The 13118-nt window shown below is 36.8% G+C and carries 12 protein-coding genes; 6 read left to right on the top strand and 6 right to left on the bottom strand.

Going from position 1 to position 13118, the window contains the following annotated elements; all coding sequences use genetic code 11:
* Window positions 1–197: 197 nt before the first annotated feature.
* Both FJR38_RS13435 and FJR38_RS13430 read left to right on the top strand, forming a co-directional pair.
* On the top strand, window positions 198–794 hold the full coding sequence (locus FJR38_RS13435) for a type IV toxin-antitoxin system AbiEi family antitoxin domain-containing protein (RefSeq protein ID WP_168498006.1): 597 nt from the start codon (window positions 198–200) through the stop codon (window positions 792–794).
* Window positions 791–1717 (top strand): nucleotidyl transferase AbiEii/AbiGii toxin family protein, encoded by a 927-nt coding sequence (locus FJR38_RS13430; protein WP_168498008.1) that lies wholly within the window; start codon window positions 791–793, stop codon window positions 1715–1717. Before FJR38_RS13435 ends, FJR38_RS13430 begins: the two co-directional genes overlap by 4 nt.
* A 59-nt stretch (window positions 1718–1776) precedes the next feature.
* On the opposite strand, the gene FJR38_RS13425 is transcribed toward FJR38_RS13430, so the two are convergent.
* Window positions 1777–2394 (bottom strand): TMEM165/GDT1 family protein, encoded by a 618-nt coding sequence (locus FJR38_RS13425; protein WP_168498010.1) that lies wholly within the window; start codon window positions 2392–2394, stop codon window positions 1777–1779.
* Window positions 2395–3063: 669 nt separating this feature from the next.
* Between FJR38_RS13425 and FJR38_RS13420 the strand changes: the two genes are divergently transcribed.
* Window positions 3064–3483, top strand: coding sequence for an EVE domain-containing protein (locus tag FJR38_RS13420; protein ID WP_168537543.1), 420 nt, complete (start codon window positions 3064–3066; stop codon window positions 3481–3483).
* 600 nt (window positions 3484–4083) lie between these two features.
* Here the strand turns inward: FJR38_RS13420 and FJR38_RS13415 are convergent.
* A complete protein-coding gene (locus FJR38_RS13415) occupies window positions 4084–4518 on the bottom strand; it encodes a hypothetical protein (protein ID WP_168537541.1) in 435 nt (144 codons plus the stop codon).
* Between the two features lie 211 nt (window positions 4519–4729).
* Between FJR38_RS13415 and FJR38_RS13410 the strand changes: the two genes are divergently transcribed.
* The gene (locus FJR38_RS13410; RefSeq protein ID WP_168537539.1) at window positions 4730–5506 is read left to right on the top strand and encodes a class II aldolase/adducin family protein; all 777 of its coding nucleotides are present in this window, start codon (window positions 4730–4732) and stop codon (window positions 5504–5506) included.
* Here the strand turns inward: FJR38_RS13410 and FJR38_RS13405 are convergent.
* Complete coding sequence (locus FJR38_RS13405) at window positions 5448–6530, bottom strand: SGNH/GDSL hydrolase family protein (protein WP_254449457.1); 1083 nt, start codon at window positions 6528–6530, stop codon at window positions 5448–5450. The two genes, FJR38_RS13410 and FJR38_RS13405, sit on opposite strands and share 59 nt — an antisense overlap.
* A 40-nt stretch (window positions 6531–6570) precedes the next feature.
* Complete coding sequence (gene mnmA, locus FJR38_RS13400; RefSeq protein WP_168537537.1) at window positions 6571–7650, bottom strand: tRNA 2-thiouridine(34) synthase MnmA; 1080 nt, start codon at window positions 7648–7650, stop codon at window positions 6571–6573.
* Window positions 7651–7860: 210 nt separating this feature from the next.
* Between mnmA and FJR38_RS13395 the strand changes: the two genes are divergently transcribed.
* Window positions 7861–8631: a hypothetical protein gene (locus tag FJR38_RS13395; RefSeq protein WP_168497888.1), complete on the top strand. Its 771-nt coding sequence runs from the start codon at window positions 7861–7863 to the stop codon at window positions 8629–8631.
* 30 nt (window positions 8632–8661) lie between these two features.
* Window positions 8662–10182: an NAD(P)H-hydrate dehydratase gene (locus tag FJR38_RS13390; protein WP_168537535.1), complete on the top strand. Its 1521-nt coding sequence runs from the start codon at window positions 8662–8664 to the stop codon at window positions 10180–10182.
* Window positions 10183–10224: 42 nt separating this feature from the next.
* Here the strand turns inward: FJR38_RS13390 and FJR38_RS13385 are convergent, their stop codons facing one another.
* Both FJR38_RS13385 and FJR38_RS13380 read right to left on the bottom strand, forming a co-directional pair.
* On the bottom strand, window positions 10225–11103 hold the full coding sequence (locus FJR38_RS13385) for a fructosamine kinase family protein (protein ID WP_174763995.1): 879 nt from the start codon (window positions 11101–11103) through the stop codon (window positions 10225–10227).
* Window positions 11104–11178: 75 nt separating this feature from the next.
* Complete coding sequence (locus FJR38_RS13380; RefSeq protein ID WP_168537533.1) at window positions 11179–12456, bottom strand: pitrilysin family protein; 1278 nt, start codon at window positions 12454–12456, stop codon at window positions 11179–11181.
* Between the last annotated feature and the right edge of the window lie 662 nt (window positions 12457–13118).

The following is a 13118-nucleotide window of genomic DNA, read 5'->3' as shown; positions in this document are numbered from 1 at the left end:
GTTTCCGTGGTTCGTTTTTCCGTTGCTTGTGCGTAAGTCCTACTGAATTTATTTTCCTTCTATTTTTACTTACCTTTTCAGTTTTAACGATGCGTTACAGAAAAATTTGTGATAAACTGTAGGCAATTGTTAACTACTGCTGGCACTTTATCACATTTGATAACAAAAGTGTTGGAGTTAAGTCCATTGATTTAATTATGTCAAAAACACAACAAGTGCTAGATTATGCTCGTGAAAAAGGCATAATTACAGCTAAAGACATAGAAAAACAAGGCATTCACCGAGAGTATATTAAACGCCTTGAACAGCAAGGACTACTCATACATTCTGCTCGTGGTATTTATACTTTTGCAGATGCTGAAATTACAGAAAGTCATACTTTGGCTGAAACTGCTAAACGAGTTCCTAGTGGGGTAGTTTGTCTTCTATCAGCACTCAGTTTTTATGAGCTAACTACGCAATCACCTTTTGAAGTATGGCTTGCTATTCCTCACAAACATCGTCCACCAAAAGATAATCTTCTACCTCTGAGAATTGTTTATATGTCTGGTCAATCTCTAGAAGAAGGTATTGAAGACCATCAAATAGAGGGTGTTAATGTACGGGTATATTCTTTGGCTAAAACAGTTGTGGATTGTTTTAAATTTCGCAACAAAATTGGTCTAGATGTAGCACTTGAAGCACTAAGAGAATGTTGGAGAGAAAGAAGATGCTCAATGGATGAACTATGGCATTACGCTAAAATTTGTCGAGTTCATAATGTAATGCGCCCTTATCTAGAATCACTCCCATGACATCGAAAAAGTCTACTAATATAGCAGCATCTATCCGTTCTAGATTGTTAAACTTATCTAAAAAAAGAGGGGAAGACTATAATTATTTACTAATTCTTTATCTTGGTGAAAGGCTACTATATAGGCTTAGTCAATCTCTCTATCAACAACAATTCATTTTGAAAGGAGCTACACTTTTTAAGGTATGGAATGGTGAACCGCATAGAGCGACGAAAGATTTAGATTTTCTGAGTTTTGGTAATAATGAAGTCGAACATATAGAAAAAGTTTTTCAAGAAATTTGCTTAATAGAGTGTGAAGAAGATGGCATTATTTTCTTACCAGAATCTATCAAAGCTCAAGTCATAAAAGAAGATCAACAGTATGAAGGAGTAAGAATTGAAATTATAGGAAAATTAAATAATATTCACCGTCCGCTTCAAGTTGATATTGGATTTGGTGATGTTGTTACACCCGATGCGAAAGAACAGATAATTGATACTATTCTAAATGTTCCCAAGCCAATATTGAGAATCTATCCTCGTGAAACAGCAATAGCTGAGAAATTTCAAGCTATGGTTGATTTAGGTATAAAAAATAGTCGCATGAAAGATTTTTATGATATTTGGTTTCTTTGTAAAGATTTTGAATTTCAAGGGGATTTACTTTGCCAAGCTATAGGAAATACTTTTAAACGACGCAAAACAGAAATACCAGCAAAAGAACCTTTAGCTTTTACCCAAGAATTTAGTAATGCTCCAGAGAAACAAACACAATGGAAAGCCTTTTTAAAGAAATCAAACATAGGAAAACCGCAACTTACGTTTGATGAAGTCGTTGCTGTTATTAAAAATTTTATAATGCCACCTTGTATAGCATCTGCTAAAAATGAAAACTTTGATAAAGTTTGGAATGTCGGAGGGTTTTGGAATGATATTGAATAAACGTCAAACTCAACCCTCACTGACAGGAAAAGGCTATTTTAACCTCAGTAGTTTACAGTTCATTTTCCTTTTATGGCGGCGATTATACCAAAGATGATGAAGAGGAAACCGCCGAGGAAGGTAATTTGCCGTTCGGAAATTTTACCTGAAATTAATTTACCACCGATAACGGCGATCGCTGCACAAATGGCGTGTCCTAATATTGCTCCCAGTGTCACACCAATGGGGTTATTGTTGGATGCTAGGGCTATGGTAGCTATTTGTGTGCGATCGCCCCATTCTGCTATAAATGTTAGTATGAAGGACTTGAGTAAAATTGACCAAACACTTTTTTGCTGGGAGTTATCTAAATGGGCTTTTTCTACCGCCTCTTTGGCCTCTTCTACTACTTCTTCAGTCGCAGATACAGGCATTTTACTGGCATCATAAATTAACTTCAAACCAAAGGCAATAAATAAAGTTATTTCGCCGTAATGAATGATTTGTTTGGGCAAAAAAGATACTACCTGTCCAAACATTACAGAAAGAATAGTCATAGCCGCTAAAGCAGCTACGACACCTGTAAATACCAAGCGCCGCGAGTGGTGCATGGATAATATCACAGCAATAAAAAATGTTTTATCGCCTAGTTCGGAAATGGTAATTAGTAATAAACCTGCGGTAAAAGCTGTTAGCACTCTCTTAAACTCCTGAAGGATTTTTTACCTGTGTGGAGTATCAATGAGAGCCATAAAACCTCACTGAACTCCACACTTTTAAATGTGTAGTCAGTGAAGGTCTCGCTTTCAAATACTTTATTTATTCGCTATCTAAACCAGGTTCATCACCAGTATGTTGACTTAGATATACTGAGCAGAAAATCTTGATTTACTGCCAGCAGCTACTCCCCTTCTATTAGTTATGTATAATACTATGTCTGACAGTACGAGTCAAGCCCGTTGGGAATTAAAAATTCAAAATGATGAAACTTTTTGGCATTTTTGATTACAGTGAAGTGACAGTTAAACCAGAAACAGGGCTATTAAAATGAATTGATTTTGATTTCCGAAAATTACAATTGTTGATTTAATCGGTGACAATTTGGTATAAAGTCACAAATATTAAGAATATATATATGTCATCAAATAACTATTTTGTAAAGAAATTTACGGTAATTTAAGTTCTATTTTTGAGATGAAGTATGATAAAGGAAGTTAAGTCTCCTCACACCACATTTTTGTTAAAGCCGTGAATTTATTTTCACGGTTTTTATTTTTATAGCTATTGTTATAACAATTAATTATGTCAGTAAGATCAATCGTCTCAATAATGGTATAATTTAGTTTGGTAATTATAAGTAAACGTATATGGCTTACTGGTTATTTCAGGGTAATCCCAAGTATTATCGAGTTTTAGATGCTATTAAAGAATTAGAGCAAATACCTTGGTTAGTAACTCGTTATACTAAAGATATCGCACCTGGTGATGGTGTTATGCTTTGGATATCCGGTAAGCAAGCAGGAATTTATGCAACAGCAGAAGTTATAGAACCTGCTCAATTTTTGACTCAAATACCAGATAAGAAATATTGGGTAGACTCTACAAGGGCTTTGGGAAAACAACAAGCGATAATTAGATTTACGAATAAACTGATAGAATCTGCTTTACTAAAAAACAGGTTACAACAAGACTCTATAGTTAAAAACTTATTGGTACTTCGCGCTCCCAATTCCACTAATTTTAAGGTAAGTGTAGAGGAGTGGGAACAAGTGCAAAAATTAATTTAGCTTAACAGCAAGAAGCCCCACGTCTCACTAGACGGAGCGTGGGACGAATGAACATTTTCTGATTCTTCTAATTTATGATAGAATTCAATCGAATAGGTGTAGTCCAATTAAATGCTGAAAAGCAGCCTATTTAAATAGAAATCAATTGTTTTAAAAGAACTAAAGAACCGTGGGACACACGGTCTTAAAGCTCAGTCAATGTCTTCAAAGAAGAGTCGCTGAGAAGCTCACACTCACCCGAAGGGGAGTGTGTGGAGTATGTCACGAAACTGAGGAAATAAAAAATGTTGTTACCAAAACTGTTACGAGAGAGTTTTTATCTTGCTGATACTTTATGATGATAGGGAGTTAAACTCCTCACACCATACTAAAAACCGTGAAATGTAATATTTTGCGGTTTTTTCTTTGTGTATACTGACAAATCATTCGTCGTTGATGAAGATTTGTTGCAGGGGAAACGCATCTAAATTTTATTGACAAAATACCGTTTTAATGTATAAACAAAGAAATCCAATTTATCGTTTGATTGATTTTTTTAGCGTCATAGTGATGGACTAGAGTATTGTCAATAAGTAAGCATTAATGCGAATATTTTGGTCATTATTGAGATTCAATTGTCCTTATTGATAAGATGCGTTTCCCCTGCGACCAATGAGGAATATGATAGGGTTTCCAAAGAGAATTTTGTGTATTTTGGATATTTGCAGCATTATGAACAATATGTAAATGCGCTGATGGATGAAACTCTCTATCACCCTTTGTGCAAATTAGCATTACTTTACCCAAATATGGGTACTTATTGCCTAAAGTATCTCTATCGGCAATTACTATTCCTTCTTGCGGGATATGATCTATAATTTCACAAGCAATACCTGCTTTTTTCATTTGTAAATACGTACTAACAATCCAAGCTGTAAAGTTATCGCTACGCGCTTTTATAATTTCTTCCCGTTCTTGCTCAAATAAACTATGTGTATTTTTATCGGGCGCATAAAAATATATTTTTTTTTGCTTATCAATTTGGGAAGTAATCATGTTGATTGATGTAAGAATAATGATTCTTGATACGACTAGCTTTGTAACCTAAGGTTATACTTACAGTTGTCAGTCTAACGATTAAAAATCTCGTGAAAACGGTTAAAGCTATTCCTAAACTGACTTTTAGGCAGTCAGATGATAAAACGATTGCAAAAAGACTTTCAACCTTGTTCCCTGTTTAAAGAATATTCTAAGCAAGGGTATAATTATGACAGAAAAACCGATAACAAAACCAAATAGTCCCCAAATTCCCACATTTACTTCGATTACCGAAGAGAGATTACATCGTCAACAGCGACTAGCAGCAGCATTACGGCTATTTTCCCGATTTGGATTTGATGAAGGTGTCGCTGGACACATTACAGCCCGTGACCCAGAAAATCCTGAACATTTTTGGGTAAATCCCTTTGGAATGCACTTTGGTTTAATTCGAGTCAGTGATCTAATATTAGTTAATCAGCAAGGTGATGTAATTTACGGTAATCGTCCAGTAAATCGTGCTGCTTTTGCTATTCATTCTCAAGTTCATGCAGCCCGTCCTGACGTGGTAGCCGCAGCCCACGCCCATTCTATCTATGGTAAAAGCTGGTCTAGTCTTGGCCGTCTCCTTGACCCCCTGACTCAAGATGCTTGTAGTTTTTACGAAGACCATAGTATATTTACTGATTATACGGGGGTTGTTCTTGACCCTGAAGAAGGAAAGCGCATTGCTCAAACTCTGGGAAAAAATAAAGCCGTTATTCTCAAAAATCACGGCTTACTGACAGTAGGTAATACTATTGATGAGGCTGTTTGGTGGTTTATCACAATGGAGCGTTCTTGTCAAGCCCAATTGTTAGCGGAAGCCGCGGGAACACCTAGCCCGATTAAACCGGAATATGCAAAGATAGCTCATGATCAAGTTGGTTCTCATGAGTTGGGTTGGTTTAGCTTTCAACCTTTGTATGAGATGATTGTCCAGCAAGAACCAGATTTGCTGAATTAAGGGTTTTGCGTTTACGTTTGATAACTCCTGTTGCACCTAAAGCAGCCATTCCTAACAGACTCAAGGTAGTTGAAGGTTCAGGAATCATTGCTCGTGCTGATTCGGCAACTATACTATGAGCATAAGTTGTGGGATGCAAGTTATCCCAAAATAAATATTTATCGGGATTAGAACACATAGTTTCTTCAACAATGTTTAAACAAGCATCAGTTACATTTGTGAAACCGAATGTTGTTGGTGATGCTATGATCTGATTGACAACAGAATTAACATCGAAAATTTTGATATTGAGGTTTGGTTTTTCTTGATTCAAACCATTGATAGTTTGACTCAATTTGGAATTATGAAATGCAGTTAAAGAGTTGAGACTATTAGCTAGAGGAGTCTTGTTATTAGCAGGAATATCTCCTAAGTTAGGTAAATTAGCTATTAAGAAGTTTTTAGCACCGACAACAGAGAGAGATAATATTGCATTTGCTAAATTGCTAACTGCATGATTAATTGTTTGTCCAATAAGGGCATTATTGGTAAAATCTGGAATACTCAAATAATCATTAGCCCCCGCTGATATTATGTAAAGGGCATTTGCATTTTTATCCGCTTGGGGGTTAAGTCCTGCAAAACCTTGAATTTGCTGAGTTAGTCCTGGTAGATTAGGTAATTGTGGAAATTGTGGGTATGCAGCGTTTATATTATTGGTGTCACCTGTAGTAGCACCACCAAATGCGAAATTGTTGAGTTTTTTACCTAATCCTAAATCATCTGCTAGAGATTCCGTCCAGACAGGTCCATTGGAAAAACGTCCTGGAAAGTAGGGAAATGGGGGAAAAGTGCCACCAGAGACGGTAAAGACATTACTATTGTCAACAAGGCTGTCACCGAAAACATAAACTTGACTAATTGCGGAAGCTTTTGCAGGTAGCATGAAAGAGAAGAGAACAAACCCTGCTGTTACAAGTTGTTTTTTCATACGGATTTTTGGAGATGCCCCAGTACATTTACCATGATATGCTTTACAACTCATAACACAGGTTGGGATTTAGTGCGTAGGAATACGACTAAATTTAATTAAATTGTTCAATAATTCCTCCACCTAATACGTAATCTCCGTCGTACCAAACCGCAGCTTGTCCAGGTGTGATGCTGAATTGGGGTTCATCAAATACTAAACGCACACGGGAATCTTCTAAGGGAATTACTGTCACGGGTACGGGTTGAGAACGATAACGAATTTGGACTTCGGCGCGAATGGGGGTAATAGGTTCAGCTATGGAAACCCAATTGATCCGATTTACTGTACATTCTGATTGAGTTCCTTTGGTGCGATCGCCTACAATTACCCTGTTATTAGCTGCATCTAGTTCAATCACATACAAGGGTTCAGCCGCCGCAATTCCTAAGCCTTTTCGCTGACCAATAGTGTAATGATGGACACCATCATGTTGTCCCAACACTTTACCAGTTGCATCAACAATATCACCGGGTTTGGGAGCTAAATATTTATCTAAAAATGCCCGCATTGAGCCGTTACTTTCTACTAAGCATAAATCTTGACTTTCCGGTTTATCGGCGGTTTTCAAATTGTATTCACTGGCAATTCTGCGAGTATCAGTTTTATTTAGTTCTCCAAGGGGAAAAATGGAAGCCCCTAATAATTCTTGAGACAAGTCATAGAGAAAATAAGATTGATCTTTGTTGCGGTCAACGGCTCGTAACAATTGGTAACGATTAGTAGCGTCATCGTAGCGAACTTGGGCATAATGACCTGTAGCGATGCGAACTGACGAGTCAGCGCTTGCGCTATCGCATTCCAATTTTTCCCGTGCATACTGCACCATTGGACCAAACTTCACCGTCTTGTTACACTGAGAACAAGGCAACGGCGTAATTCCCACACTATAACCAGTTACTAAAAAATCAACAATTTCTGTTTGAAAGACATCCCGAATATCAACAACTTCATGGGGAATACCCAATTGTTCACAAATATCAGCCGCGTCGATCATTCCTTCAGAGCAACATTGCCCTTTGCCTTTCATCAGCCAAAGGGTTAAACCAATTACATCATAGCCCTGATTATGCAGGATAGCGGCGGCTACGGAACTATCAACGCCACCAGAAAGACCAACGACAACTTTTTTCATAATTCACACTTTTTAAAGTGCTTGCGGCTTATTTTGGCGACAAAGCAGCTTTTTATTTTACCACAAGGTGCGAGACTGTCCAATTGTAGCATACCTACGAAATAGTTGTTTCCAGAATTTACCTTGGAGGAGTTTGAATATATAACCGTAATTTTCAATTTACTGATTACAATAATATCTAGTAAAAACACAAAAAAGCTGGTTACAAATATGCCTACTTTAAGAGTTAGTCAGGTTGCTACTGTATCTGTATTTTCCTTACTTATCAGTGGATCTTGGGGTTTGATGTCTGAATATAGTCAAGTGCAAGCACAAATACCCAACAATAGTCTATTCTTAGCACAAGTGGTGCAGCCATATATCTATGAGATTCCCACCAGTCAGCAGTCATTACCACTGGTACAACCAATGCAACCAGTAGAATATAATAATCCAAATAACCAAAATTTTGAACGCTATTTTGTCTATGTTGATAGTAGTGATTCCCAAACCTTGCAGCGAGTTAAGCAAATAGAAAGTAGTGCCTATATCCGCAATTATGAGGGACGTAAAATTATTCAATCTGGCGTTTTCAATGGACAAGTAAATGCTCTAAGACGAGTGAGAGAATTAGAATCACAAGGTATTTATGGCGCTCGTATTGTTAACTCTTCTAATGGAGAAGTAAGAGTTAATAATTCTACGCAGGTAGCTTCTTATAATCCTTATGAATATAATCAGCAATCCTCTCCAATTAATAATCAACAGGTAAGAGGAAAATTCTATTATGTAGTTATTCCCAATCATACTAATAATTTAGTTGCTTTGGGTACAGAAATTCGGCAAAAAGTAAACAGTAATATTAATGTATTTAGGAGAAATCAACCACGAGGAGCGCATATAGCTGTAGGACCATTTAGCGATCGCTCTGAAGCAGAACAATGGAATAGCTATTTAAAGAATTCAGGTTATGGTAATGCGAGGATTTATTATGGAAGATAAGGTAATAGGTAATAGAGTAAAATTTTCCTAATGACTAAAGAACAATTTGTTGTTACCGCAGCCCAAATGCGGGAGATTGAAGCCCGGATATTTATTGCGGGAATGCCTGTAGCTGCTTTAATGGAAAAGGTAGCGGGATTAGTTTCCCAACGGTTACAGGCTATTATTTCTCAAAAGCAAAGTGTGGGAATTTTAGTTGGTCCCGGTCATAATGGTGGAGATGCTTTAGTAGTAGCTCGTGAATTGCATTTTCGCGGTTATGAAGTTTGGATTTATCAACCTTTTTCTAAGTTAAAAGAATTAACGTCACAACACTTTCGATATATTCAAAGTTTGGGAATTCCTTGTTATCAAGATATTTCCGAATTACCAAATTGTGATTTTTTAATTGATGGTTTATTTGGTTTTGGTTTAGAGAGAGAAATAACTGATTCTATTGCTGCTGCAATTAATCATTTTAATGCCAAAAATCAGCCCATTATTAGTATTGATATACCTTCAGGTTTACATACAGATACAGGAGAAGTTTTAGGAACAGCTATTCAGGCTAATTATACATTGTGTTTAGGTTTGTGGAAACAAGGTTTATTGCAAGAACAAGCATTAGCTTATGTTGGTAAAACTGAATTAATTGATTTTGATATTCCCTTAGCAGATATTCATGCTGTTTTAGGTGATATTCCCCAAATAAAACGCATTACTAAAACAACAGCATTATCTACTTTACCTTTACCCCGTCCCCTAATTACTCACAAATATAAACAAGGACATTTATTATTAATTTGTGGTTCAAAACGTTACGCAGGTGGAGCAATTTTAACAGGTTTGGGTGCGCGGGCTTCTGGTGTGGGAATGCTATCAATTGCTGTACCAGAATCTCTAAAGATGTTGTTAGTTTCCCATTTACCAGAAGCCTTAATTATTGGTTGTCCCGAAACGGAAACAGGAGCAATTTCTCATTTACAATTACCGGAAAATACAGATTTAAATTCATTTACCACAATTGCTTGCGGACCTGGTTTAACTAAAGATAATATTTCTATTATTCCCGAAATAATTAAATGTGAATGTCCTCTAGTTCTTGATGCTGATGCTTTAAATATTTTGGCACAATTGGGAACTATCCCTACCTTAAAACAGCGCAAATCAACCACAATTCTCACACCTCATACTGGAGAATTTAAACGGTTATTTCCGAATATTGAATATACAGATAAAGTTAAAGCAGTACAAAAAGCAGCCCAAGAAAGTGGGGCTGTAGTCCTATTAAAAGGGGCAAGAACGGCTATATCTAATCCTCAAGGTGGTGTTTGGATAAATCCCGAAAGTACCCCAGCTTTAGCCCGTGGTGGCAGTGGTGATGTGTTAACTGGCTTATTGGGTGGATTATTAGCGCAAGTTACTAATCAAGAAATTGCGATAGAAGATATAGTTGCAACTGCGGTTTGGTGGCATTCTCAAGGTGGAATTTTAGCAGCACAAGCAAGAACAGAATTAGGAGTTGATGCTTTTACACTGACACAATATTTACTGCAAGTTCTGAATAAATGAACTATTTTTTGCACGCAGAGACGCAGAGTCGCAGAGAGGAATTTAAGAGTTAGATTTAGTTAAAATTTTCTCAATCATGCGATTTGCTTGAGAACCATAACTACCACCAAATAAGTTAAAATGATTTAAAACGTGATATAGATTATATAGGATTTTCCTGTTTTCATATCCTGTATCTAAGGGAAATATTTCTTCGTAACCTTGATAGAAAGTTGGCGGAAAACCTCCAAATAATTCTGTCATGGCAATATCAACTTCTCTATCTCCAAAATAAGTTGCTGGATCAAAAATTACTGGTTCACTTTCAACTGTAAAACCTGCATTTCCTCCCCATAAATCTCCATGTACTAATGAGGGTTTGATTTGATGATTTGCTAATAATTCAGGAATAGCTGTTAATAATTTATCTTCTAAAGGAAAATTGCCACCACGTCTTTTTGCTAATTTAAATTGATAACCTAAACGGTGTTGAGTATAAAATTCAATCCAAGAGTTAGATAAATTGTTGATTTGGGGTGTAGAACCGATAGTATTGTTCATATCCCAGCCAAAACCTTGATTACTGGTTATTTTGTGCATGGCTGCTAATTTGCGCCCCATTTCTTGCCACGATTTGTTATTACCAGTTGTCATTTCTAGCCATTCTAGAACAATGTAGCTAGAATTGCCTGTAGTTCCCCAACAAAGGGGTTTGGGAACGCGGATAGTTCCTGTGGTATACATTTGTTGTAAACCTAACATTTCTGCGGCAAACATCTCCGCTTTGGTAGCTTGGTTGAGTTTAACAAAGTAAGTCAATTTACCATCACTAACAGCATACCCTTGGTTAATACATCCGCCACTGATAGATAAATGCTGCTGGCTTAAAAATTTTTCGCCAGTAATCTGGCTAATATGGGTATCAATTTCAGTCCAAATCATGGTTTGTCAGTTGTTAGTGGTCAGTTGTCAGTTGATGGTTATACAACTGACTAATAAGAGGAAACCCCGCGTCTACTAGGCTGGTTTGATGACAACGACAGCGTAAGCATCTGGAGAAAGATAGTATGCAGCAGCTTGCATTAAATCAGTTGCTTCTTGTGCTTGAATATATTGGGGATAATTAAATGCTGGTTCTAAGTCACCAATTAATGACTGATAATAACCATACAACCCCGCGCGATCGCTTGGTGTTTCATTCCCAAATATAAACCGATTGGCTACCCGTTGTCGAACACGAGCAATTTCTGATTCTTTGACTAATTCTGTTTGTAATATGCGAAGATGTTGAGCGATCGCTTCTTCTACAGCAGCTAAATTTTCTACATCACATTTAGCAGAAATCGAAAATACACCTTGCAACACATTATTCATATTACTCACAGAAATTGAAGATACTAATCCCCGTTCTTCCCGTAAGTCCTGCACTAATCTAGATGTTCTTCCATGTCCTAAAATTCCAGCTACAACATCAAGTGCATAAGTTTCATTTAATTCCATCAATCCAGGAACTCGCCAAATCATCACTAATCTTGCTTGTTGGAGAGTTTCATCAACAAATTCTCGGCGCACAATTTCCGTAAATGCTGGTTCAGGAATTACTGTTGTTTGCGTTAACTTGCTTGTTGTTTGTTGATGATTTTTATTAAATTCCTCGGCGATAATTTCTACTAATTCTTCTACTGGTAAATTACCCACAGCTACTGCTGTAATTGACTGAGGCTGATACCAATGAGCATGAAAGTCTCGCATTTGTTGCGGTTTAACTTGAGAAATAACTGCTTCTGGTCCTAGTACAGCACGACGATAGGGTAAGGTATCAAAAGCGGTTTCCATAATGTGACGATAAATCCGTCTTCGGGGATTATCTTCAGAACGTCTAATTTCTTCTAAAACTACTAACCGTTCTCTCTCAAAAGCATCATCAGGAATACTAGGATTACAGACAACATCTATTTGTAATGGTGCTAATTCTGCAAAATCTTTAGGAGCAGTTGTGGTATAATAGTGAGTATAATCTTGGCTGGTAGCAGCATTAGTTACCGCACCGCGCTCTTCAATCCGGCGTTCAAATTCACCACTAATTAGTTTCTCTGTTCCTTTAAAAATCATGTGTTCTAAGAAGTGAGCCATGCCATTGATAGCATCTGACTCCATGGCTGAACCTGTTTTCACCCATAAGTTGAGATTAACCGCGTCTATGGGCATTTGTTCGGCGATAATGGTCAAACCGTTGGGTAAACGGTGCAGCGTGGGAGCATTCAGGAGTGGAAATTTCAGCAGAGTTGATGTCATTGGTGGTGAGTGAAGAGCTATGTTACTTCTTCTATCTTACAACTCTCTTGATGGTGTAAACCTTGTAGAGACTTATTAGCTAAAAATTGTTGTATATAGTAAGTCTTATTATTTGAATTTTCTGTAACTATTCAAATGTAATCTTTTTTTCAGTATTTTTTTTATTTGGTATACTCTGAATTTTATTTCAGCATTAATATGATCAAAAATTTAAATAAGTAGTAGTGCAAAATAAATTGAACATTTTAAAAATCCCTAAACCAATCAATTTTGTAGGGGCAAACCCCCTGTGGTTGCCCCAAATACCGGGGTAGGCACAGGGGCGCTACCCCTACATTAAATCCAAATCTTTTATATAATTAATTTTACCTGCCTACTTATAGTTGTCAAAGAAATTCAACAAAACCCTTATTAATAAACTTGAATAGCCCTAAAATTTTTGATGTTCAAAGAGTGCAAGGTTTTTGATAGATTAAGTAAAGTAAAAATATCTTGAGATGATTTGGTAGTAAGGGCTTCAGCCCTTAAATTAGGACTAAAGTCCTGACTACAAACCCAAAAAAAATTACCTATCCCGCGAACGGAATAAGTAATTTTTATTATTTAGCATTGATATAGCTAGAGTCTTTTAGCTATATCCTGCTTAGTAGCTTTAGTAACGA

This window comes from Anabaena sp. UHCC 0253, from assembly GCF_009712085.1.
Taxonomy (GTDB): domain Bacteria; phylum Cyanobacteriota; class Cyanobacteriia; order Cyanobacteriales; family Nostocaceae; genus Dolichospermum.
This window is presented reverse-complemented; position numbering and strand designations above follow the sequence as displayed.